At 70.9% G+C, this 24,477-nt stretch carries 26 protein-coding genes and 3 tRNA genes; 6 read left to right on the top strand and 23 right to left on the bottom strand.

The genetic code is table 11. From position 1 onward, the window contains the following. The first annotated feature begins 48 nt into the window (after positions 1 to 48). Positions 49 to 900, top strand: coding sequence for a DUF6416 domain-containing protein (locus IEZ03_RS09435; RefSeq protein ID WP_184887105.1), 852 nt, complete (start codon positions 49 to 51; stop codon positions 898 to 900). A 20-nt stretch (positions 901 to 920) separates the two neighbouring features. On the opposite strand, the gene IEZ03_RS09440 is transcribed toward IEZ03_RS09435, so the two are convergent. Both IEZ03_RS09440 and IEZ03_RS09445 read right to left on the bottom strand, forming a co-directional pair. Then, positions 921 to 1,313, bottom strand: coding sequence for a VOC family protein (locus tag IEZ03_RS09440; protein WP_184887107.1), 393 nt, complete (start codon positions 1,311 to 1,313; stop codon positions 921 to 923). A 59-nt stretch (positions 1,314 to 1,372) separates the two neighbouring features. Then, complete coding sequence (locus IEZ03_RS09445; protein WP_184887109.1) at positions 1,373 to 1,714, bottom strand: hypothetical protein; 342 nt, start codon at positions 1,712 to 1,714, stop codon at positions 1,373 to 1,375. An 86-nt stretch (positions 1,715 to 1,800) separates the two neighbouring features. On the opposite strand from IEZ03_RS09445, the gene IEZ03_RS09450 reads away from it, so the two are divergent. Beyond that, positions 1,801 to 3,027, top strand: coding sequence for a hypothetical protein (locus tag IEZ03_RS09450; RefSeq protein ID WP_184887111.1), 1,227 nt, complete (start codon positions 1,801 to 1,803; stop codon positions 3,025 to 3,027). Between the two features lie 15 nt (positions 3,028 to 3,042). Here the strand turns inward: IEZ03_RS09450 and IEZ03_RS09455 are convergent, their stop codons facing one another. The 7 genes from IEZ03_RS09455 to IEZ03_RS09485 form a co-directional block, all read right to left on the bottom strand. Next, complete coding sequence (locus IEZ03_RS09455; protein ID WP_184887113.1) at positions 3,043 to 3,522, bottom strand: YcxB family protein; 480 nt, start codon at positions 3,520 to 3,522, stop codon at positions 3,043 to 3,045. A 302-nt stretch (positions 3,523 to 3,824) separates the two neighbouring features. After that, on the bottom strand, positions 3,825 to 4,859 hold the full coding sequence (gene yjfF, locus IEZ03_RS09460) for a galactofuranose ABC transporter, permease protein YjfF (RefSeq protein ID WP_184887115.1): 1,035 nt from the start codon (positions 4,857 to 4,859) through the stop codon (positions 3,825 to 3,827). Further along, positions 4,856 to 5,932 carry an ABC transporter permease gene (locus IEZ03_RS09465; RefSeq protein WP_184887117.1) on the bottom strand — a complete coding sequence of 359 codons (1,077 nt, stop codon included), beginning with the start codon at positions 5,930 to 5,932 and terminating at the stop codon, positions 4,856 to 4,858. The genes yjfF and IEZ03_RS09465 overlap by 4 nt, the downstream gene beginning before the upstream one ends. Beyond that, a complete protein-coding gene (locus tag IEZ03_RS09470; RefSeq protein ID WP_229808162.1) occupies positions 5,929 to 7,434 on the bottom strand; it encodes a sugar ABC transporter ATP-binding protein in 1,506 nt (501 codons plus the stop codon). Before IEZ03_RS09470 ends, IEZ03_RS09465 begins: the two co-directional genes overlap by 4 nt. A 96-nt stretch (positions 7,435 to 7,530) precedes the next feature. Further along, entirely contained in the window at positions 7,531 to 8,505 is a 975-nt protein-coding gene (locus IEZ03_RS09475; RefSeq protein ID WP_184887119.1) for an ABC transporter substrate-binding protein, read from the bottom strand. A 94-nt stretch (positions 8,506 to 8,599) separates the two neighbouring features. Then, positions 8,600 to 9,655 (bottom strand): LacI family DNA-binding transcriptional regulator, encoded by a 1,056-nt coding sequence (locus tag IEZ03_RS09480; RefSeq protein WP_221480845.1) that lies wholly within the window; start codon positions 9,653 to 9,655, stop codon positions 8,600 to 8,602. 225 nt (positions 9,656 to 9,880) lie between these two features. Beyond that, positions 9,881 to 10,912, bottom strand: coding sequence for an NAD(P)-dependent alcohol dehydrogenase (locus tag IEZ03_RS09485; RefSeq protein ID WP_229808163.1), 1,032 nt, complete (start codon positions 10,910 to 10,912; stop codon positions 9,881 to 9,883). Between the two features lie 186 nt (positions 10,913 to 11,098). Between IEZ03_RS09485 and IEZ03_RS09490 the strand changes: the two genes are divergently transcribed. Next, on the top strand, positions 11,099 to 11,902 hold the full coding sequence (locus tag IEZ03_RS09490; RefSeq protein WP_221480846.1) for an SAM-dependent methyltransferase: 804 nt from the start codon (positions 11,099 to 11,101) through the stop codon (positions 11,900 to 11,902). A 47-nt stretch (positions 11,903 to 11,949) separates the two neighbouring features. On the opposite strand, the gene IEZ03_RS09495 is transcribed toward IEZ03_RS09490, so the two are convergent. The 10 genes from IEZ03_RS09495 to IEZ03_RS09540 form a co-directional block, all read right to left on the bottom strand. Continuing rightward, positions 11,950 to 12,022 (bottom strand) — tRNA-Glu (locus IEZ03_RS09495). A gap of 290 nt (positions 12,023 to 12,312) precedes the next feature. After that, positions 12,313 to 12,385: transfer RNA gene (locus IEZ03_RS09500), tRNA-Glu, on the bottom strand. Positions 12,386 to 12,409: 24 nt separating this feature from the next. Then, positions 12,410 to 12,481: transfer RNA gene (locus IEZ03_RS09505), tRNA-Gln, on the bottom strand. A gap of 123 nt (positions 12,482 to 12,604) precedes the next feature. Continuing rightward, positions 12,605 to 13,240, bottom strand: a complete 636-nt coding sequence (locus IEZ03_RS09510; protein ID WP_184887121.1) for a DUF2461 domain-containing protein — start codon at positions 13,238 to 13,240, stop codon at positions 12,605 to 12,607. Between the two features lie 9 nt (positions 13,241 to 13,249). Continuing rightward, the gene (locus IEZ03_RS09515) at positions 13,250 to 14,014 is read right to left on the bottom strand and encodes a fumarylacetoacetate hydrolase family protein (protein WP_184887123.1); all 765 of its coding nucleotides are present in this window, start codon (positions 14,012 to 14,014) and stop codon (positions 13,250 to 13,252) included. 22 nt (positions 14,015 to 14,036) lie between these two features. Beyond that, a complete protein-coding gene (locus IEZ03_RS09520) occupies positions 14,037 to 15,383 on the bottom strand; it encodes a cellulose binding domain-containing protein (protein ID WP_184887125.1) in 1,347 nt (448 codons plus the stop codon). 78 nt (positions 15,384 to 15,461) lie between these two features. Further along, positions 15,462 to 15,839 carry an SEL1-like repeat protein gene (locus tag IEZ03_RS09525; protein ID WP_184887127.1) on the bottom strand — a complete coding sequence of 126 codons (378 nt, stop codon included), beginning with the start codon at positions 15,837 to 15,839 and terminating at the stop codon, positions 15,462 to 15,464. A 164-nt stretch (positions 15,840 to 16,003) separates the two neighbouring features. After that, positions 16,004 to 16,429 (bottom strand): DUF6292 family protein, encoded by a 426-nt coding sequence (locus tag IEZ03_RS09530; RefSeq protein WP_184887129.1) that lies wholly within the window; start codon positions 16,427 to 16,429, stop codon positions 16,004 to 16,006. 198 nt (positions 16,430 to 16,627) lie between these two features. Next, positions 16,628 to 16,963: a hypothetical protein gene (locus IEZ03_RS09535; RefSeq protein WP_184887130.1), complete on the bottom strand. Its 336-nt coding sequence runs from the start codon at positions 16,961 to 16,963 to the stop codon at positions 16,628 to 16,630. Positions 16,964 to 17,009: 46 nt separating this feature from the next. Continuing rightward, entirely contained in the window at positions 17,010 to 17,213 is a 204-nt protein-coding gene (locus tag IEZ03_RS09540; protein ID WP_184887132.1) for a hypothetical protein, read from the bottom strand. A gap of 247 nt (positions 17,214 to 17,460) precedes the next feature. On the opposite strand from IEZ03_RS09540, the gene IEZ03_RS09545 reads away from it, so the two are divergent. Both IEZ03_RS09545 and IEZ03_RS09550 read left to right on the top strand, forming a co-directional pair. Continuing rightward, complete coding sequence (locus tag IEZ03_RS09545) at positions 17,461 to 18,348, top strand: GntR family transcriptional regulator (protein ID WP_184887133.1); 888 nt, start codon at positions 17,461 to 17,463, stop codon at positions 18,346 to 18,348. Between the two features lie 137 nt (positions 18,349 to 18,485). Next, positions 18,486 to 19,151 carry a GNAT family N-acetyltransferase gene (locus IEZ03_RS09550; protein ID WP_184887135.1) on the top strand — a complete coding sequence of 222 codons (666 nt, stop codon included), beginning with the start codon at positions 18,486 to 18,488 and terminating at the stop codon, positions 19,149 to 19,151. On the opposite strand, the gene IEZ03_RS09555 is transcribed toward IEZ03_RS09550, so the two are convergent. Then, complete coding sequence (locus IEZ03_RS09555; RefSeq protein ID WP_184887137.1) at positions 19,129 to 19,374, bottom strand: hypothetical protein; 246 nt, start codon at positions 19,372 to 19,374, stop codon at positions 19,129 to 19,131. The two genes, IEZ03_RS09550 and IEZ03_RS09555, sit on opposite strands and share 23 nt — an antisense overlap. A gap of 380 nt (positions 19,375 to 19,754) precedes the next feature. Here IEZ03_RS09555 and IEZ03_RS09560 point away from each other — a divergent pair, with 380 nt between their 5' ends. Then, entirely contained in the window at positions 19,755 to 21,086 is a 1,332-nt protein-coding gene (locus IEZ03_RS09560) for a cyclic nucleotide-binding domain-containing protein (RefSeq protein ID WP_184887140.1), read from the top strand. A 6-nt stretch (positions 21,087 to 21,092) separates the two neighbouring features. Here the strand turns inward: IEZ03_RS09560 and IEZ03_RS09565 are convergent, their stop codons facing one another. From IEZ03_RS09565 to IEZ03_RS09575, 3 genes are all read right to left on the bottom strand, one after another. After that, positions 21,093 to 21,374 carry a GNAT family N-acetyltransferase gene (locus IEZ03_RS09565; RefSeq protein ID WP_184887141.1) on the bottom strand — a complete coding sequence of 94 codons (282 nt, stop codon included), beginning with the start codon at positions 21,372 to 21,374 and terminating at the stop codon, positions 21,093 to 21,095. Between the two features lie 36 nt (positions 21,375 to 21,410). Next, positions 21,411 to 22,988, bottom strand: a complete 1,578-nt coding sequence (gene cimA, locus IEZ03_RS09570) for a citramalate synthase (protein WP_132052941.1) — start codon at positions 22,986 to 22,988, stop codon at positions 21,411 to 21,413. Positions 22,989 to 23,232: 244 nt separating this feature from the next. Next, the gene (locus IEZ03_RS09575) at positions 23,233 to 24,336 is read right to left on the bottom strand and encodes a branched-chain amino acid aminotransferase (protein ID WP_184887143.1); all 1,104 of its coding nucleotides are present in this window, start codon (positions 24,334 to 24,336) and stop codon (positions 23,233 to 23,235) included. Positions 24,337 to 24,477 lie beyond the last annotated feature (141 nt).

Here is a 24,477-nt window from a genome sequence, read left to right on the forward strand (position 1 = left end):
GCGTCCGCCACCATGGGGGGGACGCCCGGCTCACGAGAGGTTCGCCCCATGTACCTGCCCGACGACGACCGGCGATGGGACGAGCACAGCGGCGGTTCCGGCCACGACGATCCCGAGTGGTCGTACGGCGACGAGGACAAGGCGCTCACCTACTGGCGGACGCTGGACGACAACGGCCGCGCCGTACTCCGCCACCTCTTCGGCCAGCGGGGGCAGCAGATCCACTGCAGCAAGCTCGTGACGGAACTCGGCCTCGACCCCGAGGGGAAGAAGAACCCGCCGAACGTCGTCGCGGGCGCCCTGAACCAGGCGGGCCAGGCGAACAGGGCGACGGGCCGCCGCTACCCGTTCCGCTGGTGGACCGGGGAGGGCGGCGCGCACTACGGCGCCAAGCCGGGCACCGCCGCCATCTTCGAAAGGGCCCTGTCCGCCGACCACGTGAGGCGGAATGCCGGCCAGGTCCTCGCCTTCGCGGTGCCCGGCAACGACGTGCAGAAGTTCATCGAGCACCTGGGCGACACCCTCGCCGGCACGGACGTGCGGATGGCCCTCGGCTCGGCGTGCACGACCGCCGTCAAGGCCGTCCAGCACCTCGTCGCGGCCCTGCAACTGCCCTACGACGCGGCAGAGGGATGGCGGGAGTTCTTCGACCACCTGGACGAGGGCACATCACTGCGCCGCTGCGTCGTCGTCACCGACGCGTGCCAGATGCTCGAATACGAGGACCCGGACGTCTGGCACGAGTTCGTCGCGTCCCTGCACGGCGGCCCGCACTGCCTGGGCGGCGGCTCGTCCACCCTCGTCCTGCTGGACGACCCGTTCGCCTGGGAAGACTGGCGCTTCGCCCCGACCACCGAGGTACGCCCCTTCCCACCGGCAGGGCACCCGGCCACCGGTTGACCCCACCGGGGGCGTGCCGCTCAGGCGGGACCGAGCAGATCCCACCGGTTGCCCGCGACGTCGAGGAACACCACGACCCGCCCGTAATCTTCCGTACGCGGCGAACCGACGAACTCGACCCCCGCGGCCACCATGCGCTCGTACGCGGCATCGAAGTCGTCGACCCGGAGAAAGAACCCCACGCGGCCGGCGACCTGATTCCCGACCACGGCGGCCTGACGGGTTCCGTCCGCACGCGCGAGCAGAATCCCCGTCCCGCCCCCGGGCGGCCGGACCACGACCCACCGCTTGGGCCGCCCGTCATCGGTCGACGCGGCCGAGTCCTCGACCAGCTCGAACCCGAGAGGCCCCGTGAAGAACTCGATGGCGCTGTCATAGTCGTCCACAACAACCGTGACCAACTCCACCCACATGCCCGCGAACCTACTCCCGCCCAGGGTCGGCGCACCGGGAAACGGGCGTGTGCGGGCCTTCAGGAGCCGTGGCGGGAGAAGGTTGCCGTGTAGGGGATCCCGTGGGTGCGCAGTAGGCCGTAGATGTTGGCGCTGGGGCCCGTGGGGAGCAGGTCCAGGACGTCGTCGCCGGGGCCGCCGCCCAGGGCGGTCAGGAGGCGGGCCGCGTCGGACGCCGCGATCTGGTGGGCCCACTCGTACTCGGTGATGCCGGGGCCGAAGACGTCGCTGACCCCCTTGCCCAGGTCGTGGCCTTCGAGCGTGATGTCACCCGAGGTGTTGCGCACGGCCCGCAGGTGCCTGGTGCCGTTCTCGTCGGAGTGGTCGCGCAGGACGACGGTCCGCGGGGGGAGTTCGCTCATGACCCGAGTCTGCCGCAACCCGGGTTTCTGGACAGATGTCTGATCGACTGTCTATATTGCGGGCGGTACACCTTTGGAGGGAACCGATGCCCAGCCGGTACGAACGTCTGAGCCGTGCGCAGCTCGCCACGCTGGTACCGGAGCTGCTGCTCATCGGCCACCTGATCGACCGGGCGGGGATGCCGTTCTGCCTGGAGGCCTGGGGCCAGGAGGAGATGACCCAGGTCGCCATCGAGGAGTGGGCGGCCGCCAGTCCGATCTACACGCGGCGCATGCAGAAGGCGCTCGGCTTCGAGGGCGACGACGTGCCCACGATCTTCAAGGGCATGCAGCTGGACATCGGCGCGCCGCCGCAGTTCATGGACTTCCGCTACAGCGTGACCGACCCGTGGCACGGGGCGTTCCACCTCGACCACTGCGGGGCGCTGCTGGACGTCGAGCCGATGGGCCCCTCCATGGTCAAGTTCATGTGCCATGACATCGAGGACCCCACGTTCGACGCCACGGCCGTGGCGACCAATCCCAGGGCGCAGGTGCGGCCGGTCCACCGTCCGCCGCGGGAGCCGGCCGACCGTCACCCGCACTGCTCATGGACGGTGGAGATCGACCCCTCCTTCCCCGGCGTCGAGGCGATTCCGGCGCTCGCCGTCAACCAGCGGTCGCATGCGGCCACGGTCGCCCTCGATGACATCGATCCCGCCGAGGACGGTCTCGCCGACTACAGCGGGCCGCTCGTCGACGATCTGGATTTCGCGGCCTTCTCGCACTCGGCGCTGGTCCGGATGGCGGACGAGGTCGTGCTGCAGCAGCACCTGCTCAACCTCTCGTTCCAGCTGGCGGTGCGGGAGCGCGCGGCGGGTGACGAGGACGTCTTCCGGCGGATCGCGCTGAAGCAGCTCATCGGGCACGCCGGTGTGGCCGCCGAGCGCCTGCACCGGGCGCTCGGGCTGTCCGATACCCCGGAGGACGCGGCCCGGGTCGTCGAGCTGCATCCGCTGATGAACCCGATGCCGTACGTCCGGTTCAGCCGGGACGAAGCCTCGGTCACGGTGTCGCAGTCGCCGGCGCATCAGGACGGCGGGTGGCTTCCGCTCTGCACGCCCGAGAGCCCCGACGCCCTGCGGGCGATCGTCCGCGCGGTGAACCCCTACCTGGACGTGGAGATGAGCGGCACCGCGACCGACTGGACGGCGCGGGTCGTGCTGACCGACACCGCCGCCCCGGAGTCCGGAGAGGTCGCGGTCACCAAGATCAGCAAGGGTGCCGCGTTCCGGTTCGAGCCGCGCCGGTCCCTGCCGATCTTCGTGAAGTGAGCGGCGAGGCCGGGGTCAGGCGGCCTTCGCGTCCTCCCGCGCGGCGAAGAACGCGTCGAGTGCGGCCCGCTGCGCGGCGTCGAAGGCGTTCTTGGGGAGGAAGCCGGCGATCTGCCGGTTGATGTAGAGCAGCCAGAACTCCGGCGTCGCCTCGACCCGGCTGAACATGGACCACTTCATCGCGGTGGTGGACTGGTCGGTCCGCGTCTCGTACCCGTCGTCCGTCACGTGCACCGTCGTGGGCACGCAGAGGTAGGTGAGCTGCTTCATCGCGAGCCGGCGGACCGCCCGGGTCGCCGCCATCGGAGCCGCGACCGCCGCGATGAGCATTCCGGCGCCCATGATGGCGGAGCCGCCCAGGAAGCACCCGGCCGCCGCCACGACCAGCACGGCCGGCAGGACGATGTAGACGCCTCTGAGCTGCCGCCTCAGCCCGAGGTGAAGCGCTCGCGCCACTTCTTCGGGAGTGGCCTCGTACTGCAGGGTGATGTCCATCTTCGCCGCCTTGATCCGATAGGCCGGTCATTCTCGCCAGACCCGCCGACCACGGCAACCCGCGTCCGCGCGGCGCGCGGCCGGAGAAAGGGCGAATGGAGATGTTGACATTGGAGAAGTCTGCGGTGGGTCAATGAGTGTGTTAGCGCAACCACAACAACGCCCGCGGGAGGGATCGATAATGACAACGACGATTCGGCGGTTACGAAGGACGCAGTCGGACGGCGTTCCGCGACGCCGGGGCCGCCTTCCCCGGCGGTCGTGCGGCCGCTCCCGAGCGACCGCACGACGGCCACGCCCACCTAAGACGTAGGGGACGGGGACGCGGGGGCCGGAGAGGAGGCGGACGGGGACGAGCGCGCCCTCCTCCGGATGCCGACCAGGCGTTGCAGGGCGATGAAGGCGAACAGCAGGACGCTGATGGCGATGCGCGTCCACCACGAGCTGAGCGTGCCCTCGAAGGTGAGCATGGTCTTGATGACGCCCAGGACGAGCACGCCGAGGAGGGTGCCGACCACGTAGCCGGAACCGCCGGTCAGCATGGTGCCGCCGATGACGACGGCGGCGATGGCGTCGAGTTCCATGCCGACGGCGTGCAGCCCGTCACCGGACAGCGTGTAGAAGGCGAACAGGACGCCGCCGAGGGCGGAGCAGAACCCGCTGATGGCGTACACCTGGATCTTGGTCCGGGCGACGGGCAGCCCCATGAACAGCGCGGACTGCTCACCGCCGCCGATCGCGTAGACGTTGCGCCCGGTCCGCGTCCAGTGCAGCACGTACACGGCCGCGGCGAAGGTGACCAGCGCGATGATTGCCCCCGCGGAGACGCGGACGCCGCCGGGCAGGGCGACCCGGTTCAGCGCGACGGTGTCGAAGAAGCCGTTCTCGATGGAGATCTGCTTCTCGCTGATGGTGAAGCACAGGCCGCGGGCGAGGAACATCCCGGCGAGGGTGGCGATGAAGGGCTGGATCTCGAAGACGTGGATCACGTAGCCCATCGCGGCGCCGAACAGCGTTCCGACGAGCAGGACGACCAAGATCACCAGTGGGCCGGGCAGGCCGAGCCGGGACGTCCCGACCGCGCACAGCATGCCCGAGAGGGCCACGACCGACCCGACCGACAGGTCGATCCCGCCGCTGAGGATGACGAACGTCATGCCGATGGCGACGACCAGCAGGAACGCGTTGTCGATGAACAGGTCGGCGAAGACCTGGGCGGTGCCGAAGTTCTCATAGCGCAGCGCCCCGGTGGCGAACGCCAGGACGAACAGCCCGAACGTCACGAGGACCGGGACGTGCCGGCGGTGCACCGCCGGCAGGGCGAGTGCGGTGGTCATGCGGGGACCTCCACTTTCTTGTCCGCGGACGGCGGGTCCGTGGGCGGCGGGACGGGGCCGCCGGGACGGCGGCGGCCGACCTTGGCGCGGAAGGCCGGGGACTGCAGCAGGCACACGAAAGTGACGACGGCGGCCTCGAACACCAGCGTCGTGCGCGGCGGGATCCCGGCCGTGTAGATCGTCGTGTTGAGCGTCTGGATGATGAGCGCGCCGACGACGGTGCCCGCGATGGAGAACCGCCCCCCGGTGAGCGCGGTGCCGCCGAGGACCACCGCGAGGATCGCGTCGAGCTCGATCCACAGCCCGGCGTTGTTGCCGTCGGCCGCGGACACGTCCGAGGAGATCATCCACCCGGCGACGCCCGCGCACACGGCGCAGAACACGTAGCCGAGGACGATCAGCCCGGACGCGCGGATGCCGACGAGCCGGGACGCCTCCGCGTTGCCGCCGACCGACTCCAGCAGCAGCCCGAGCGCGGTCCGGCGGGCGAGCACGGCCGCGGCGGCCACCGACGCCAGCACGATCAGCACCGCGACGGGCAGCCCCGCCAGGTGCCCGCCGCCGATCTCCCGGTACCCCGAGTCCCGGTCGATCGTGATGATCTGCCCGCCGGTGATCAGCTGGGCGATGCCGCGCCCGCCGACCATGAGGATGAGCGTCGCGATGATCGGCTGGATGCTGAGCCGGGTGACGAGCAGCCCGTTCCAGAGCCCGAGCACCAGGCACAGGCCGAAGCTCAGCGCGAGCGCGACGGCCAGGCCCTGGCCCTCGCTGATCAGGTAGCAGGCCATCGCGCCGCTGATCGCGACGACCGAGCCCACCGACAGGTCGATCCCGCCGGTGGCGATGACCATGGTCATGCCGAGCGAGACCATGATCAGCGGGGCGCCGAACCGGAGGATGTCGATCAGGCTGCCGTAGAGGTGGCCGTCCCGGACCCGGATGGCCAGGAAACCCGGCGTGACGACCGCGTTGACGACGAGCAGCAGCACGAGCACCGCCACCGGCCAGAAGAGCCGGTGCCTGGTCAGCCGCGCGAGGTTCGCCCGGCTGACGGCGTTCACGGGGTTCATGACGCTCCGTTCGCGATCGTCCCGAGGAGCCGCTCGGGGGTGAGGGATCCGTCGTTGGCGAGCTCCGCGACGAGCGTGCGGTCCCGCAGCACCTCGACCTTGTGCGAGAGCCGCAGGACCTCCTCCAGCTCGGCGGAGATGAACAGCACCCCGATGCCGTCCCCGGCGAGCGCCACGACGAGCTTCTGGATCTCGGTCTTGGCGCCGACGTCGATGCCGCGGGTCGGCTCGTCCAGGATCAGCAGCCGAGGCCGGGTGATGAGCCAGCGCGCGAGCAGCACCTTCTGCTGGTTGCCGCCGCTGAGGTTGCGGACCGGTGTGCCGGGGGACGGCGGCTGGATCCGCAGCTTCCGGATGTACTCGCCGACGAGCTCGTCCCGGCGCCGCGGAGGCAGCGGCCTCGTCCAGCCGCGGGCGGCCTGCAGCGCGAGGACGATGTTCTCCGCGACCGTCAGGTCCATGACCAGGCCGTCGGCCTTGCGGTCCTCGGGGCAGAACGCGATGCCGCGGTCGATCGCGGCGCGCGGCGTCCGCAGCGCGACGGTCTCCTCGCCGACCCGGACGCGGCCGGTGTCGGCGGCCTCGGCGCCGAACACGAGCCGGGCCAGCTCCGAGCGCCCCGAGCCGAGCAGCCCGGCCAGTCCCACGACCTCGCCCTCGTGGATCTCCAGGTCGACCGGCGTGATCGCCCCGGTCCGCCCGGCGCCCTCCAAGGCGAGCAGCCGCCTCCCGCGCGTGATGGCGGGGGCGGCCTCTTCGAGCTGCTCCAGGTCGTGCAGCTCCTGCCCGGTCATCCGGGAGACCAGGTCGAACCGGCCGAGTTCGCCGATCGGGTACTCGCCGACCAGCCTGCCGTTGCGCAGCACGGTGACCCGGTCGCAGACTTCGTAGATCTGCTCCAGGAAGTGCGAGACGAACAGGATGGCGACGCCGTCGTCGCGCAGCCGCCGCATGACCCCGAACAGCCGCTCCACCTCGCCCCGGTCGAGGCTGGACGTCGGCTCGTCCAGGATGAGGACCTTCGCGTCCAGGTCGATGGCCCGCACGATCGCGATGAGCTGCTGGACGGCGAGGGACTGCGCGCCGAGGGGGGCGGTCACGTCCAGGTCCAGGTCGAGCCGGGCCAGCAGCTCTGCGGACCGGCGCCGGATCCGCGCCCAGTCGATCCGGCCGAATTTGCGGGGCTCCCGGCCGATGAAGATGTTCTCCGCCACCGACAGGTTGGGGCAGAGGTTGACCTCCTGGTAGACGGTGCTGATGCCGAGCCGCTGGGCGTGCGGCGGGTCGTGGACCCGCCGCTCTGCGCCGTCCAGCGTCATGCGGCCCTCGTCGGCCTGGTACACGCCGGTGAGGACCTTGATCAGCGTGGACTTCCCGGCGCCGTTCTCGCCCATCAGCGCGTGGATCTCTCCCGGGAACAGCCGGAAGGCCACGCCGTCGAGCGCGCGGACCCCGGGGAACTGCTTGGAGATGCCGGTGACCTCCAGGACGGGCTCGGTCACGATGCCCCCTCCCCTGTCTTCCTGGTCTCGTCATGACGGATCCCGCCGGGCCCGCGGGCCGCGCGCGGCGGCCGGCGGGCGCGGCGGAGCCCGGGGTCAGTACTTGCGGCTGGGGAGCGCCTTCTTGGCGGCCTCCTGGTCGAAGACCGTCTCCTCGGTGACGATGCGCCGCTCGACGGGCTGGTCCTCGTGCACCTTCTTGACGATCTCCATCAGCTGCCCGCCCAGCAGCGGGTTGCACTCCACGATGAAGTTGATCTTGCCGTCGGCCAGGGCCTGCATCCCGTCCCGGACGGCGTCCACCGTGATGATCTTGATGTCCTCGCCGGGCTTCTTCCCGGCCTCCTCGATCGCCTGGATCGCGCCGAGACCCATGTCGTCGTTGTGCGCGTACAGGACGTCGATGTCCTTGTGCGCCTTCAGCAGGGCCTGCATGACCTCCTTGCCCTTGGCGCGGGTGAACTCGCCGGACTGCGAGGCGATCACCTTGAGGTTCGGCTTGCTCTTGATGACCTCCTCGAAGCCCTTCTTCCGGTCGATCGCCGGCGCCGCGCCGACCGTCCCCTCCAGCTGGACGATGTTCACCGGCTCGGAGGAGTCCTTGTACTGGTCCACCAGCCACTGGCCGGACTTCTTGCCCTCCTCGACGAAGTCCGAGCCGAGGAACGTCACGTACATGGACGCGTCGGAGTCCACCGCGCGGTCGGTGAGCACGACCGGGATGCCGGCCGCCTTCGCCTCCTTGAGGACCGCGTCCCAGCCGGTGACGACGACCGGGGAGAAGGCGATGACGTCGACCTTCTGCTTGATGAAGGACCGGATCGCCGCGATCTGGTTCTCCTGCTTCTGCTGCGCGTCGGCGAACTTGAGGTCGATGCCGGCCGCCGCGGCCTCCTCCTTGATCGACTTGGTGTTCGCCGTCCGCCAGCCGCTCTCGGCGCCGACCTGGGAGAACCCCAGGGTGATCGAGCCGGAACCGGAGCCGCTGCCGGAGCCGGAGTCGCCGCAGGCCGTCACGGCCGTCAGGGCCAGCGCCGCGCCGGCGGCGGCGGCAAGGATTCTTCGCTTCATCGGGGGTTCTCCTTCGAGGGGTGGGACGTGGGGCGGTCAAGTCTTTGTTAGCGCTAACATGACGGCGGTGGACGCGGACGGGGCGGACGGCTGATCAGGCGCGGACGGCCGCGGTGCTCTCGCGGACGATGAGTTCGGGGCCGACGAGGCGCCGGCCGGGGGCGCCGTCCGCGGCGGGACGGCCGATGCGGTCCATCAGCAGGCTGAAGGCGTGCCGCCCGATCTCGCCGAAGTTCTGCCGGACGGTGGTCAGGGGCGGTGAGAAGTACGGGGACTCGGGGACGTTGTCGAAGCCGACGACGCTGACGTCCTGCGGGATCCGGCGGCCCGCCTCGCGCAGTGCGCGCAGCAGGCCGAGGGCCATGGCGTCGTTCGCGGCGAACACCGCGGTGACGGACGGGTCACGGGCGATCATCCTGCCGAGGTCGTAGCCGGACTGCGCCGACCAGTCCCCCACCAGCGAGGCGGGTTCCCGGCACCGCCCGGCCGCCAGCGCCGCGCGCCAGCCGGCCACCCGGCCGTCCGCGTCGACCCAGTCGGCCGGCCCGGACAGGTGCCAGACCGTCTCGTGCCCCATGTCGAGGAGGTGCCGGGTGGCCCGCACCGCCCCGACGTGCTGGTCGACCGCCGCCAGCGGGAACGGCAGCTCCTCCGCGGCGCCGACCACGACGATCGGCAGTTCCGGGGGGAGGCCGCGCAGCCCCTCGGCCGCCGACACGTGCGGCGCCACGATGATGATGCCGTCGACCGCCTGGCCGCGCAGCCGGTCGACGGCCTCCCCGATCGACCGGCGGGTCAGCGCGCTCAGGCTGACGATGCTGATCACGTAGTCGTGCTCGCGCGCCGCCCGCTCGATGCCGTACACGGTGGAGGCCGGCCCGTAGAGCGTGGTGTCGAAGCTGACGACGCCGAGGACTCCCGACCGTCCCGTCACCAGGACCCGCGCGGCCACATTCGGCCGGTAGTCCAGGGCGCGGACGGCGGCGAGCACCCGGGCGCGGGTCGAGGCGCGGACCTTCTCGGGCGAGTTGAGGACGCGGGAGACCGTCATGGCCGAGACGCCGGCCAGCGCGGCCACGTCCTCCATGAGGGCGCGGCGCCCCTCGGCAGGGCCCCGATCGGCCGGACGCCGCCCCGTCGACTCGCCCATCGTGCCTCCATGCTCCCAACACGCTTGGCGAGAATGTTTGCGATAACGCTCTGCCGTGTCAATACCCCGGAGCCCGGAAGATGCGGCGGATCGTCCCTGGAACAGGGAAATATGGCCCGCTCCGCCGACCGGCCGACCCCAGCGGGATCGACCCATTGACGCCGGAAACCGATAGCGCTAACAAGGCCTGCCGGGACGGCCGCGCGAGACCGGGCGGCCAGCGCGTCAGGGCGTGAGGATGGCGCGGCCGCGGACGCGGCCGGCGTCGAGCGCCTCGATCGCGGACTGGAAGTCGTCCAGCGCGTACTTCTCCGTGTGCAGGGTGACCGCGCCGCGGGCGGCGAGTGCCATCAGGTCGCACAGGTCGTTGTAGGAACCGACGAGGTCGCCGATGATGTTGATCTCGGCGGAGATGACGTCGATCGTGGGGACGTCGATGTTCTCCCCGTACCCGACCACGTGGTAGTCCCCGGCCTGCCGCAGCATGCGCAGGCCCTCGGCGGTGGTGCCGCCCTCGCCGACGAAGTCGACGACGACCTCGGCTCCGCCGCGGGTGAGGTCGAGGACCTTCTCGACGTGGTCGCCGTCCGCGACGACGCCGTGGTCGGCGCCGATCGAGGTGGCGAGGTCGACGGCGCCCGGGTCGCGGTCGACCACGATGAGCTCGGCGGGGCTGAGGGCCTTCAGCACCTGGACGCCGATGTGCCCGAGGCCGCCGGATCCGATGACCGCGCAGCGGTCCCGCGGCGTCAGCCGGCGCGCGGCCTTGGCGGCCGCGTGGTACGCGGTGAGGCCGGCGTCGGCGTAGGCCGCGACGTCGGCGGGTTCGAGCGACTCGTCCAGCTTCACCACGCTGCGCGCGGTCGTCCTGATGTAGTCGGCGTAGCCGCCGTCGCTGTCGATGCCGGGGAACCGGCTGTTCTCGCAGTGCACGTCGTCCCCTGAGCGGCAGGCGCGGCACAGCCCGCAGGTGACCAGGGGGTGGAGGATGACCTTGTCGCCCTCGGCGACGCCGGTCACGGCGGAGCCCACGGCGTGCACCCATCCGGCGTTCTCGTGGCCGATCGTGTAGGGCAGCTCCACCCCGGACTTCTCGGCCCACTGGCCCTCGAGGATGTGCAGGTCGGTGCGGCACACCCCGGCACCGCCGATCCTCACGACGACGTCGAGGGGCTCCGCGGGTTCGGGGACGGGGACCTCCGCCATGCGCAGGTTCTCGTGGTAGCCGACGACCTGGACGGCCCGCATCGCACTCATCAAGCACTCCTCGGTGTGGCTGGCGTGCACCGCTTTCCGCGGCGTGCATACCCGAGGCGGCCGGGCCCGACCATCGGAGCGGGCGGCGCGCGCGATCTTGTTGGCCTCATCGGGCCGTTCCGGTTCCACGGGGCGGCGCCGGGGGCCCAGGATGGGACTCCTCATCCCAACGTTCAAGGAGGCTTGATGACGGACGACGCGGCGATGGACCGGATCGACACGAGCGTTCCGCACTCGGCGCGCATCTGGAACTACTGGCTGGGCGGCAAGGACAACTACCCGGTCGACCGCGCGGCGGGCGACCAGTACCGGGAGACGTTCCCGGGGGTGGTGGACGTCGCCCGCGCGTCCCGGCTGTTCCTGACGCGCTCCGTCCGGTACCTCGCCGCCGAGGCGGGCATCCGCCAGTTCCTCGACGTGGGGACGGGGCTGCCCACCGTGGACAACACCCACGAGGTCGCCCAGCGCGTCGCTCCCGACGCCCGGGTCGTCTACGTCGACAACGACCCGCTGGTGCTCGTCCACGCGCGGGCACTGCTCACCAGCACGCGGGAGGGCGTCACCGACTACGTCGAGGCCGATCTCCACGACCCCGCGCACATCCTCAAGGTCGCCGAGCGGACGCTCGATCCCGGCCGTCCGGTCGCCCTGATCCTGAGCGGGATCATGGGGCACGTCCCGGACGGCGACGAGGCCCGCTCGATCGTCCGGGCGCTGCTGGAGCCGCTGCCGTCCGGCAGCTACCTCTCGCTGAACGACGGCACGAGCGTCTTCGCCGGGGACGCGATCGAGGACGCGCAGGAGGACTACAACGAGGGCGGCGCGGTCCCGTACCAGCTGCGTTCGCCGGAGGAGATCCGCCGCTTCTTCGAGGGCCTGGAGCTGGTGGAGCCGGGCCTGGTCTCGTGCCCGCTGTGGCGCCCGGAGTCGACGACCCTGGAGACCCCCGAGCCCGTCGACGCGTTCGGCGCCGTGGGCAGGAAGCCGTAGGGAGGGCAAAAGAAAAACCGCAGATCATCCGATCTGCGGCTCCACGGTACCCCCGAGCGGATTCGAACCGCCGTTACCGCCTTGAGAGGGCGGCGTCCTAGGCCACTAGACGACGGGGGCCGGACTACTGCACCCGGGCGATCTCCCGCTCGGGCCTGCCCCACCTTACCGGACTCACCCCACCACCTCGAACCGATTTCCACCCCGCCCCCAAAGATTCGACGACAAGTCGAAGACGATGGAGCGTTCTCCCCGGACAGGGACTTGGACGTCGCAGATGTGGAAATTGGGCGCGAACGGCAACCACCGTGAGGGCGAAGCCCGAACACCCGGGGGTTCCAGGGGGTCGCCCCCTGGAAGACACCAGGAAAGCGAAGACGGCCAAAGGCCGTCGAGTAAGACGAGGCCAGTACCCCCGAGCGGATTCGAACCGCCGTTACCGCCTTGAGAGGGCGGCGTCCTAGGCCACTAGACGACGGGGGCGCATGTCCGCGGAAACGGACGCAGCTGGGGTACCAGGACTCGAACCTAGACTAAGTGAACCAGAATCACTCGTGCTGCCGATTACACCATACCCCAGTGAGGTACGAGCGCCCGTTCCGTTTCCGGCCGGTCGCTCGCGTCCCGATGAGAATACAGGAGGTTGCGACCGCGACCAAAACGATTGGCGCGGCGGGCGGGGCGCGTCGCGCCGGGGCGTGTTCAGGGGGTGTCGCCGGGCGCGCCGAGGTGGCGCCGTCCCCAGTCGACGAGCGGGCGCAGGCGGCGCCACGCCTCCCTGATCCTCGGCACGACCTCCGGCGTCCGCATCCACGGGTCGGCGGGCCAGCCCTCGTGCGCGTAGAGCGAGCGGTGGCGGAGGAGTTCCAGGCGGGGGTGGTCGGCGGGCGCACCGCGGGGGCGGGTCTTGAGCCGGTCGCCGGCGATCTCCATCCCGGCGGCGCGCAGCTCCTCCACGACGGCCTGGAGCTCGCCGCCGGACGTCTCGGAGCCGACCGCGTCCCGGTAGCGGCGGAGCTGCTCGGGAGTCGGGGCGTACATCCCGCCGGCGGCGAGCAGCCCGTCCGCGTCGACCTGGAGGTAGAAGCCCTCGCTCGTATGGCCGCCCTGGTGGGTCTTGTAGGGCGTCTTGTCCTTGCTGAACCGGAGGTCGCGGTACGGGCGGAAGAGCTTGACCGCGCCGAACTCGTCCTCCAGTTCGGCGCACAGCTCGGTCATCGGTTCGCGTACGTGGCGTTCGTACGTGTCCTTGTGGGCCGACCAGTAGGACTTGCTGTTGTCGGCCTGCAGGCCCTCGTAGAACTCGAACGTCTCGCGGGTGAATCCCTTGAACGCCACGGCTCCCCCTCAGTCGCGGGCGATGACCCGGTTGGTGAGGCTGCCGACGCCGTCGATGGTGACCGTCACCTCGTCCCCGATGTCCAGCGGGCCGACCCCCTCCGGGGTGCCGGTGAGGATGACGTCGCCGGGCAGCAGGGTCATGACCTGGCTCACGTACTCGACGAGGGCCGGGACGTCGTGCAGCAGGTGGGACGTGCTGGAGTCCTGCCGGACCTCGCCGTTCACGGTGGTGGAGATCGCGAGGTCGGCGGGGTCGGCCTCGGTCTCGATCCACGGGCCGAGCGGGCAGAACGTGTCGAACCCCTTGGCGCGCGTCCACTGCCCGTCCCTGGCCTGGAGGTCCCGGGCGGTGACGTCGTTGGCGCAGGTGTAGCCGAGGACGACGTCGGCGGCGCGGGACGCCGGCACCTCGCGGCACATCCGGCCGATGACGACGGCCAGCTCGCCCTCGTAGTCGACCCGCTCCGACAGCTTCTGCGGGTACATGATCGCCTCGCCGGGGCCGATCACGGCGGTGGACGGCTTGGCGAACAGCATCGGCTCGGCCGGGGCCTCGCCGCCCATCTCCGCCGCGTGGGCGGCGTAGTTCTTGCCGATCGCGATGACCTTGCTCGGCAGTATCGGCGCGAGCAGCCGGACGTCGGCGAGCGGGAAACGCTGCCCGGTGAACGTCAGCTCACCGAACGGATGGGCCGCGATGGCGGCGACGGTGTCCTCCTCCACCACGCCGAAGGCCATGCCGTCGTCGGTGGAGAACCTGGCGATACGCATGCTCGAAAGCCTAGTGCGTCGGTCAGAAGCCGCATGCCCTGCCGTTGAGCTTGCAGCCCTTGGGGGTCGTCGTGGCGCCGGCCGCGCCGAACTGGACCTCCCACGTGCCGCCGGGCGGGATCGCGGGGGCGTCGTCCAGGTTCTTGATCTCGACCTTCTCGCCGCCCTTGGCGAGCTTCGCGCCCCAGATGTTCTTCACGTCCGCGCCGGGGGTGCGGAACGTCAGCTTCCAGGTCTTCATCGGCTCGTCGGTGCGGTTGGTGATGACCATCCGGCCTTCGAAGTACCCCTCGTCCTGCTGGACGAGCTGGTAGGTGATGCCGGTGCCCCGGAGCACCGGGCCGATCGGCGCGGTGGGCACCACCGGCGACGCGGGCTGCTCACCGGGCGCCCCGCCGACCGGGGGCGTGGCGGGAGCCCCGCTCGGCGACGGGCCGCCGGGCGTCGCCGGTGCCGGTCCGCCGCCCTCGGCCGGCGGGGCGGACGCCGCCGGGGAGGTGCCCGCCCCGGCCTTGTCGTCCTTGCCGGACCCGCCGGTCAGCAGCAGCACCGCGACCCCGGCGACGGCGAGGAGCACCACCAGGCCGCCGGCCAGCGCGACGAGCAGCAGCGGGCCCTTCGACCGCGGCGTGCCGGACGGCGGCACCGCGCCGGACGGCGACGCGGCGGGCGGCATCGTCTCCTGCGGCGGCGCCCCGGGCATCGCGTACGCGAACGCCGGACTCGGCTCGGCGGGATTCGGCGGGGCAGGGCTTGATGGGGCGGGACTCGGTGGGGCAGGGCTGGGCGCGGCGGGGGCCGGCATCTCCGATTCGGCGGCGAACTGCCCCGTCCACGGCCCCTCTTCCGGCACGGGCCCCCCTGCGCCGTCCGGAGGGGCGGCGGGTTCCGCACCGGCCGGCGCCTGCTCCTCCAGCGCCGCCGGTTCCTCCTCAACGGCGGGCTCAGGAGCGGGCTCGGGCGGGGGCGGGGCCTGCGCGTACGCCGGGGCGGGCATCGCGAACACGGCCGCCTCCGGCGCGGACCGCACGGACGGGAGCGGCACGTCGGTGACGGTGTTCGAGGATTCCGGGCCGTCGGTGACGGTGTCCAAGGTCCCCGGGCCGTCGGTGGGGGTCGCGGGGGCCTCGTCGTCCAGGCCGGGGATCAGCGAGTCCTGGAAGGTCACGTCCAGGTCGTCCTCGGAATCGTCCTGCGGGACGTCCTGGAGGGTCGCTCCGGATCCGACGAGGTCGTCCACGGGCCGGTCGACGAAGGTCGCCTCCGGGCCCGCCGCGGCGGTCTCGGACTCGGCGGCCCGGCCGCGGACGCGGAACTCGGCGGTCGTCTTGTGGTCCGGGGGAACGTACCCGGGCTCCTCGCCGCTCAACTCGTCACCCTCCACTCGTCGATCTCATGGAGTCCGACGACGGGCACGGCGATTCGGTTCAGAGGTACCGCAAACCGGTCAGCCGGCGGGGGTCGGCTCCAGGCCGCGGCGGGCCGCCTGGCGCAGCTGCCGGTTGAGCGTGTCGGTGATGAGCTCGATGGCGTCCGGGGTGGTGGCGTTCTGGGCGCCGCTGAGCCAGCGGGTGGCCTCGGCCAGCAGGTCCTCGGCCGAGACCGATTCGTCGGCGGCGCCCGCGTCCGCCCTGCGCCCGAGGACGGCGCCGAGCCGCAGCGCGGCGGCGGGGCGGCCGGACTCGGCGGCGCGCCGGTACCAGTCCGCGGCCTGCTTCAGATCGCCTTCGCGCTCGTACATCTCCCCCAGGCCGAAGGCCACGTCCGCCCACGTGCCGTCCGTCGGACGCCCGAGATCCTCGGGGCTCCAGCGTCGGACAGGCATGCGATCACTCCGGTGGTTCGGGTCGGTGGATGACGGCGCGCGGAAGGCTCGCACGCGCCGTGCGGAACCCATGGTGGACGCTCCGCCCGAAATCCGCCACCGCTTTCGCCATGTTTGGCGAAATTCCTCCGGAAGCATTCCGTTACCGGCGCAAAGACCCCCGTTCAGTCGAACGACCGATTTTCGCCATACGAGTAGCGGGCGAGCCGGTCCTCGAACCCGTCGTGGCCCGCGGTGAAGGGGCGCAGCGGGACCGGCGGCCCGGCCGCGACGCCGCCTTCCAGGAGCGCGGGGACGGCGCGAGGGTCGGGCAGGACGCCTCCGCCGAGCCGGACCGGGTCGCGCAGGACCGTCCGGACGCCGGGTTCACCGGAGATGTACTCGCCGAGGACGAATCCTTCGGACTCGTTCCACACGAGGGCCTGGAGCCCGAGGACGAAGGTCGCGTCCCGGGGGTGCGAGGGGTCGAGCCACACCTTCGACAGCGGCGTTCCCCGTTCCTGAAGCGCGTCACCGACACGGGTGATGTATCCGCGGGTGGCTTCGACGAAGGGGTCCGGGTGAGGCAGGGGGCGAATACGGCCGATCACTGGATCATCCCTCTCTCTTCCGTCTCCTAGAAGTATGAGGGAAAAGATCCGTTATGTCCCGTTTCCTGGGGTAGAAATCTTCCTGAAGGCAGCACGAACAGCCCCCTTCACCCCATTCCTCCCTTCGTTACCCCTCGTCATCGGGCGGGGAGACCGGACGGTGCCGTGCGCGGGGGCCCCGTCGCCCCCGCGGGGCCGTCAGCGCGCCGCCAGGGCGACTGCCTGGCGATGCCGCGGCCGCATACGGGGGCGAGGAGGCGCCGCGTAGGCCAGCCGGGGCACGAGGACCGCGGCGAACCCCGCCGCCGAGCAGGCCGCCGCCAGCCGCGCCGGCACGCCCGCGCGCCGTCCCAGCTCGGCCGTGATCACCAGGACCGCGATCCCGGTGACCACGACGTGCACGCCTCCGGGCCACGGCTCCCGCACGCGAGGCGCGGGAACCGGCGTCAGCACCAGCAGCGCGTCCGCGCACTCGCTGGGCTCCTCCCACACGCCCGGCGCACCCGGCGCCGGCTCTGTCCGACTCTCTTCCACCTCGAACTCTCCTTAGGTCAGCGGCCCGCCCCGCGGCGACCGGAGATCATGTGGTGCGGGGGCCCGACCGTGCTTCGCCGACCGGTACCACCACGTTGACCAGTGGCGCGATGCGGCCGAGCGACGGCCGGGGCCTGGCCTCCCGGCTGGCGAATCGCAGGTTCTTCGTGCGCACGCCCATGAGCAGGACGTTGAGGACGAAGACGAGGAACAGTGCGGTGGGAACGAGAACCCACAGGGCGACCAGCATGGTTGAACCCTCCTCCGACTGGTTCGGGATATCTCTTACATCCGAAAGTTCCTACTGCTAGTGTTGTCCGGGTTCTTAGCTGGTTGACTTGTACCAACAAGTGTCTCACCAAAGGTGTTACCCTTTTTCGAGGTTGCAAACACGTTGGCCGGGAACTACTTGTTTAGATCATGTAGTCCGGTTCGATGTACATCCCTCGTCGGGGGCGGGGGCACGAACGTGAGCAGGCCGGGAAGGGAGCGGACCCATGGCCCGTACGACGCCTCGCCGCTGGCGCGACATCGCTACTGACCTGCTCCAGCGCATCGAGGCCGGGGACCTCTCGCCCGGGGACGGCTCGTCCGGCCGGCGCCGCCTCCCGCCCGAGAAGGATCTGGAGTCCTACTACGGCGCGTCCCGCAACACCGTCCGGGACGCGCTGTCCTGGCTGCAGCAGCAGGGCTTCGTCGTCTCCGAGCAGGGCAAGGGGACCTTCGTCGTCCACCGGCCCAACATCGTCCACGTGACGCTGTCGGCGGCCGAGCTGGGGCTGGCGCCGGGCAACAGGTCGGGTCAGTGGTACAACCGGGACGCCTTCATCCCCGCGAGCCGCGAGGTGACGGTCTCCCCGGTGAAGGTCGAGGTCCAGGAGGGCACGAAGGTCATCGCCCGGTACCTCCAGACGAACCCCGGTTCGGAGTTCGTCTCCCGCCACCAAGAGCTGTTCCTCGACGAGCGGCCTTGGGCCCTGCAGACATCGTTCTATCCGCTCAGCTTCGCCACCGAAGGCGCGTCCCGGCTGCTCTACCCCCGCGACATCCCCGAGGGCGCGGTCGCCTACCTCGGCGAGACGCTCGGCTACAGCGAGGTCGGCTTCCACGACGAGATCAGGGCCCGGATCCCCGACGAGAACGAGAAGCGGTTCTTCAACCTCGGCGACTCCGCGGCCGACGTCGTCTTCGAGACCGTCCGGACGGCGTACTCCCCCGACGGCAAGGCGTTCCGGCTCACCGTGACGGTATGGCCCGCCGACCGCACACGGCTGCACTACAACAACGGGAAGGTCCCGGACGACGTCCTCCGGACGCCCGGCCTGGGCCCCTCCGACCACGCTCCGCGCGAATCCCCGCCGGCCGACGACGCCGGAAGCGGATAGACCCCCGCCGCCCGACCGCGGCGGAGGTCTCGCAACCATTCGAATACGCCCCCCTTCCCGACCGCGTGTGGGAGCCCGAGGCACTCTCATGACCGGCCGGGAGGCGGGGGCTCGGCTTTTCCCGGAGTCAGGAGCACGTGGACACAGAGACAGGGGCCCGCCAACGCAGCCGGGCCGCCCGAATCGGCTACCGCATCCGCCTAGCCCGGCCGGACGAACTCGATGACGTCCTCGGGCTCATCGACCACGCGGCCGCGTGGCTGCGAGAGAAGAAGAACACGACGCAGTGGGCCAATCCCTGGCCCAGCATCGACGACCGCCGGAAACGCGTCTACGAGGCCCTGCTGAACCGCGAGACGTGGCTGCTGTTCGACAGGGAGCGCCTGATCGGCACCGTCAGCATCAGGCTGATCGGCCACGAGGAGCTCTGGACCGCGCGAGAGCGCGAGACCGAGGCCGTCTACCTGCACCGCCTCGTCGTCCACCGCGACTACACCGGCCTCGGCCTGGGCGCCGAGCTGATCGAGTGGGCCGGCCGCAAAGGAGCCGCTCGGCAGCGGAATGCCGAGCTGATCCGGATCGACGTCTGGACCGACAACACCGAACTCCACGACTACTACCGCCGCCAGGGCTTCCAGGACGTCGCCATCCGCACCACCAGCGACAACACGCCCTCAGGCGCGCTCTTCGAGAAACCGCTGCGCACGGGCCCGCCGAGCGCGGTCACCCGGATCACCGAACGACGCCGGCCGCAGGCGATGCCCGGCCGGCGTGCGGAGCTCACACGAAGCGGACGAGCATGAGGTCGCTGTCGGGGGTCTCGCGCCAGTAGACCGCGCCGGATTCGCGGGACATGTTCTCGACCTCGTTGGCGATGATCAGCGCCCGGTTGATGCAGTCGGTCTTGTTGTAACCGGTCAGTTCCTGGAGGCGCTGGAGGGACTGGACGGCCTTGCCGGTCAGGTTGACCGTCACGCGCTCGCCCTGCGGGACCGCCTCGGCGCGGTGGGGGTCGTCGGCGTCCATGGTTCCACCCGAGTTGTCGGAGGCTGCTCGAGAGTTCGTCATGAGCGCGTACTCCAATCGGGGGCGGGGCCGGTCCGGCGGAGGCGCCGGGGCCGCCGCCGGGTGAGGCGAGGATACAGCCTTCCGTCAGCAAACCCATGCCCCTGGTACAGGGTGCACGTTAGTGGTTCCCCGGTCATTTGCCCCGGAAACCTCCACTGACCCGTCTTCGCTTGATTGTCGCCATCAAGATAGCTCATAGTCACCTGACTTCATACATCAAATGTATGGTCTTCGTATGACTCCCACTGTAGCCTCTTGGTTGGGAGAAGTGGGGACACGACGAACGCCGGGAGGACGGCGTACACTACGCCGCACCTTCCCGGGGGAAGGAATGATTCGTGAGCACCGACCGTTCCGCGGCGCGGCTGTGGAGGCAGGCGACCTCCCACGGCGGCACCGGCCTGCTGAACGCGAAGGTCACGACCCCCGTGACGCTCCTCGCCGTCCTGCTCGGATACGCACTGGACGGCTCGCCGGGAGCGATGGTCGTCGGCGGCCTGACGTTCCTGTCGCTTCCCGCGGTGACCATGACGAACGCGTTCGTCCAGTACATGCGGGCCGGGTCGCTGCAGGAGACGAGCGGGCCGCCGCCCGCTCCCCCGCCCTCGCTCGCCGGCCGCCTCCGGGTGGCCGAGCGCCTCCCCCTGCCCGACCGCTCCTATGACGGGACGACGTTCTGGGGAGCGCTGAGCCCCGACGAGCGGCATGCGCTGTACGCCGTGGCGCGCCCCCACACGTACGGCAAGGAGGACGTGCTCTGCCGCGAGGGCGGGCCCGCGAGCGAGGTCATCGTGATCCTGGCCGGCTGGACGCGGGTGTCGGTCGAGGAGGGCCCCGACCAGCGGATCATCGCGTTCCGGGGCGCGGGCGAGCTCGTCGGCGAGCGGGCCGCGCTGATGGTCAAGGACCGGTCCGCCACGGTCACCGCCGAAGGCGACGTCCAGGCGCTCCGTGTCGGCGCCAGGGAATTCGCGTCCTTCCTGGACGGGAACCCGCGCGTCCGCGGCGTCCTGGAGCAGCAGGTCTACCGGCGGCAGACCGAGCGGCCCGCGCAGGACACAGGCGTCCTGCCGGACTGGTCGGGGGGCAACTGCACGGTCCTGATCACCGACATCACCGGGTTCAGCTCACCGGTGCGCACCGACGCCGACCGCAGGGACGTGCTGGAGACCATGTACCGGCTCCTGGACGAGGCGTTCACCGCCTCGGGCCTCGCCCTCGCGGACTTCCACCAGGAGGACCGCGGCGACGGCGCCCTCATCGTCGTCCCGCCGACCACGCCGACCGAGGCGGTCGTCGACCCGATGCTCGCGCACCTGGCCGCGGCGCTGCGCCGGCACAACCGGCGGGCCGCCGAGGCCGCCCGGATGCAGCTGCGGGCCGCGCTGCACGTGGGTCCCGTGCAGCGCGGCCCGAAGGGCGTCTCCGGCATCTCGATCATCACCGCCCGCCGGATGGTGGACGCGCCCGCGGTGAAGAAGCGCGTCGCCGAGACGGGCGCCGACCTCGCGTTCGTCGCCTCCGACTTCGTGTTCGAGAACGTGATCACGTCGGCCCCGGGGTTCGTCGACCCCGGCCGCTACGCGCGCGTGCGCGTCCGGCTGAAGGAGACGTCGCTGTCGGCCTGGCTCACGCTCGAAGGCGGAGAGTCGCAGCTCAGAGCCGTCTGAAGCCGGTCAGGCGGCCACCAGGTCCTGGTAGTCGGGGTGCTTGTCGATCCACCCCTTGATGAACGGGCACAGCGGGACGACGGAGAGGTTCTTCTCCCTGATGTCGTCCAGGACGCCGCGGGCGAGCGAACCGCCCACGCCCTTGCCCTTGAACGCCGGGTCGACCTCGGTGTGGTCGAGGGAGACCCTGCCGGCGCGCTTCCGGTACGTGACGAACCCGGCGAGTTCCCCGTCCAGCCTGATCTCGTAGCGGCTCTGCCCGGCGTTGTCGCTGATCTCGGTGCTCATGGTCCCGATAATGCGTTCGGTGCCCGTTTGATTCCCTCAGCCCGCGTCGTATCCCGCGCGGAGCAGGCAGTAGGTCACGGCCTCCTCCAGGGCCTGCCAGGACGCGGCGATGACGTTGTCCTCCACGCCGACCGTGCCCCACTCGCGCTCACCGTCGCCGGACTCGATGAGCACCCTGGTGCGGGCGTCGGTGCCGTGCGCGCCCTCCAGGATGCGGACCTTGTAGTCGACGAGCTCCAGCCGCGCCAGCTCCGGGTAGAGGCGGCCGAGCGCGATCCGCAGCGCGTTGTCGAGGGCGTTGACGGGGCCGTTGCCCTCGCCGGTCGCGATGATCCGCTCGCCCTTGGCGTGCAGCTTGACGGTGGCCTCGCTGACCATGGACCCGTCGGGCCGGCGCTCCACGATCGACCGCCACGACTCGACCTCGAAGTGCCGCTGCCGGACGCCGGTCAGCTCCTCGCGCAGCAGCAGCTCGAAGGAGGCGTCCGCGGCCTCGAACGTGTAGCCGGTGTTCTCCAGGTCCTTGACCTTGTCGACGACGGCCTTGGCCTTCTCGCCGGACAGGTCGTAGCCCAGCTCGCGGCCCTTCAGCTCGACCGACGCCCGCCCGGCCATGCTGGAGACCAGCATCCGCATGTCGTTGCCGACGGCGGCCGGGTCGATGTGCTGGTACAGGTCCGGGTCGACCTTCACGGCGGAGGCGTGCAGCCCGGCCTTGTGGGCGAACGCCGACAGCCCCACGTACGGCTGCTGCGAGGCGGGCGCGATGTTGGTGACCTCGGAGACGGCGTGCGCGATGCGGGTCATCTCGCCGAGCTGCGCGTCGGTGACGAGATTCATGCCCCGCTTGAGCTGCAGGTTCCCGACGACCGTGAACAGGTTGGCGTTGCCGCTGCGCTCGCCGTACCCGTTCGCGCAGCCCTGGACGTGGGTCGCGCCGGCCTTGACGGCGGCGAGGGAGTTGGCCACCGCGCAGCCCGAGTCGTCGTGGCAGTGGATCCCGACGCGGACGCCGGCGGACACGACGTCGTGGACGACCTCGGCCAGCTCGTCCGGCAGCATGCCGCCGTTGGTGTCGCAGAGCGCGACGACGTCGGCGCCCGCCTCGGCGGCGGTGCGGACGGCCTCCAGCGCGTAGGCGCGGTTGGCCTTGTAGCCGTCGAAGAAGTGCTCGGCGTCCAGGAAGACCCGTTGGCCCTCCGCACGCAGGTGGGAGACCGTGTCGCGGATCATCGCGAGGTTCTCCGCCAGCGTCGTGCGGAGGGCCAGCTCGACGTGCCTGTCGTGACTCTTGGCGACCAGGGTCACGACGGGCGCGCCGGATTCGCGCAGCGCGGCCACCTGCGGGTCGTCGGCGGCCTTCACACCGGCCCGGCGGGTCGCGCCGAACGCGGTGAGCTGCGCGTGCTTCAGGTCCAGCTCGGTCCGAGCACGCCTGAAGAACTCGGTGTCCCTGGGGTTGGCGCCGGGCCAGCCGCCCTCGATGAAGCCGACGCCCAGGTCGTCCAGGTGCCGCGCGATGGCGAGCTTGTCGGGCACGGAGAGGTTGAGCCCCTCCTGCTGTGCGCCGTCGCGCAGGGTGGTGTCGTAGACATGGAACGCGTCGCCTTGCATGGTCGGAACCCCCAAGGGAGTGATCAGCGCCAGGGCACAAAAAAGACCCCTCACGGACGTGAGAGGTCTGCGCGCCGGCGTCGTCCAGTTAGCTGCTGCCGGCGCGCCAGCCGATAATCACGAGGCTGTGGCGCATGATGTCGTCCAGTCTGCCACACGGGTCGCGATGCTCGTGCCGCGTGTCCGGATGCTGAGACGGCGATTCCCCGGCGCGCATGGCGCCGGGGCTGCGCGAACGCCGGGATCAGACGATTCTGTGGACCCAGCCGTAGGGGTCGGGGCGGGTGCCGTACTGGATGCCGACCAGTTCCCCGCGGAGCCGCATCGACACCTCGCCGGGCTCGCCGTCCCCGATCGTCCACTCGCGGTCGGCGCCCTTCACCCGGCCGACCGGGCTGATGATCGCGGCGGTGCCGCAGCCGAACACCTCGGTGATCTCGCCGGACGCGCAGCCGGACTGCCACTCCTCGATGCTGATCTTGCCCTCCTCGGCGGGGATGCCGAGGTCGGGGGCCAGCTTGAGCATGGAGTCGCGGGTGACGCCGGCGAGGAGCGTCCCGGTGAGCGCGGGGGTGAGGATGCGGGCCTGCGCGCCCGACCCGTAGACGAACATGAGGTTCATCGAGCCGACCTCCTCGACCCAGCGGTGCTCCACCGCGTCGAGCCAGACGACCTGGTCGCAGCCCTGCTCGACGGCCTCGGCCTGCCCGGCGAACGAGGCCGCGTAGTTGCCGCCGAACTTCGCCTCCCCGGTGCCGCCCTGCGCCGCGCGGGTGTAGTTCTGCGACAGCCACACCGAGACGGGCTTGATCCCGCGCGGGTAGTACAGCCCGGACGGGGACGCGATGACCGCGAACAGGAACTCGTCCGCGGGGCTGTTGACGCCGAGCGCGCGGGTGGTCGCGAACATGAACGGCCGCAGGTAGAGGCTGTGGCCCTCGGTGTCGGGGACCCAGTCCTTGTCGGTGCGGACGAGGAGCTCGATCGCGTCCACGAACAGCTGCTCGGGGATCTCGGGCATCGCCATCCGGTGGGCCGAGCGGTTCATCCGGGCCGCGTTCATGTACGGCCGGAAGGTGACGACCGACCCGTCCGGCTGCTTGTACGCCTTGAGGCCCTCGAAGAGCTCCTGCGCGTAGTGGAACACCTGGCTGGCCGGGTCCATGGGGATCGGGCCGTAGGGTTCCAGCCGCGCGTCGTGCCAGCCCCGGTCCGCCGAGTACCGGATGGTGACCATGTGGTCGGTGAAGTGCCGTCCGAAGCCGGGATCGGCCAGGACGCGCTCGCGTTCGGCGGCGCTCGCCGGGCGCTCGTTGCGCGTGATCTCGAAGTCCAGGGTGCTGCTCATCGCGGTTCGTCCTCTCGCGGATCGCCGGGGCGGCCCCTTTGCCGCTTCGGCTTCCTTAGTCCCTATTGTCGTACTTCGTCTAGTCCCACTCCTCATCTGCGCCGCGCGCACGAAAAACCGGGCGCGCCGCGTGGCACGCCC

This window comes from Actinomadura livida, assembly GCF_014648675.1.
In the GTDB taxonomy this organism is placed as follows: Bacteria; Actinomycetota; Actinomycetes; order Streptosporangiales; family Streptosporangiaceae; genus Spirillospora; species Spirillospora livida.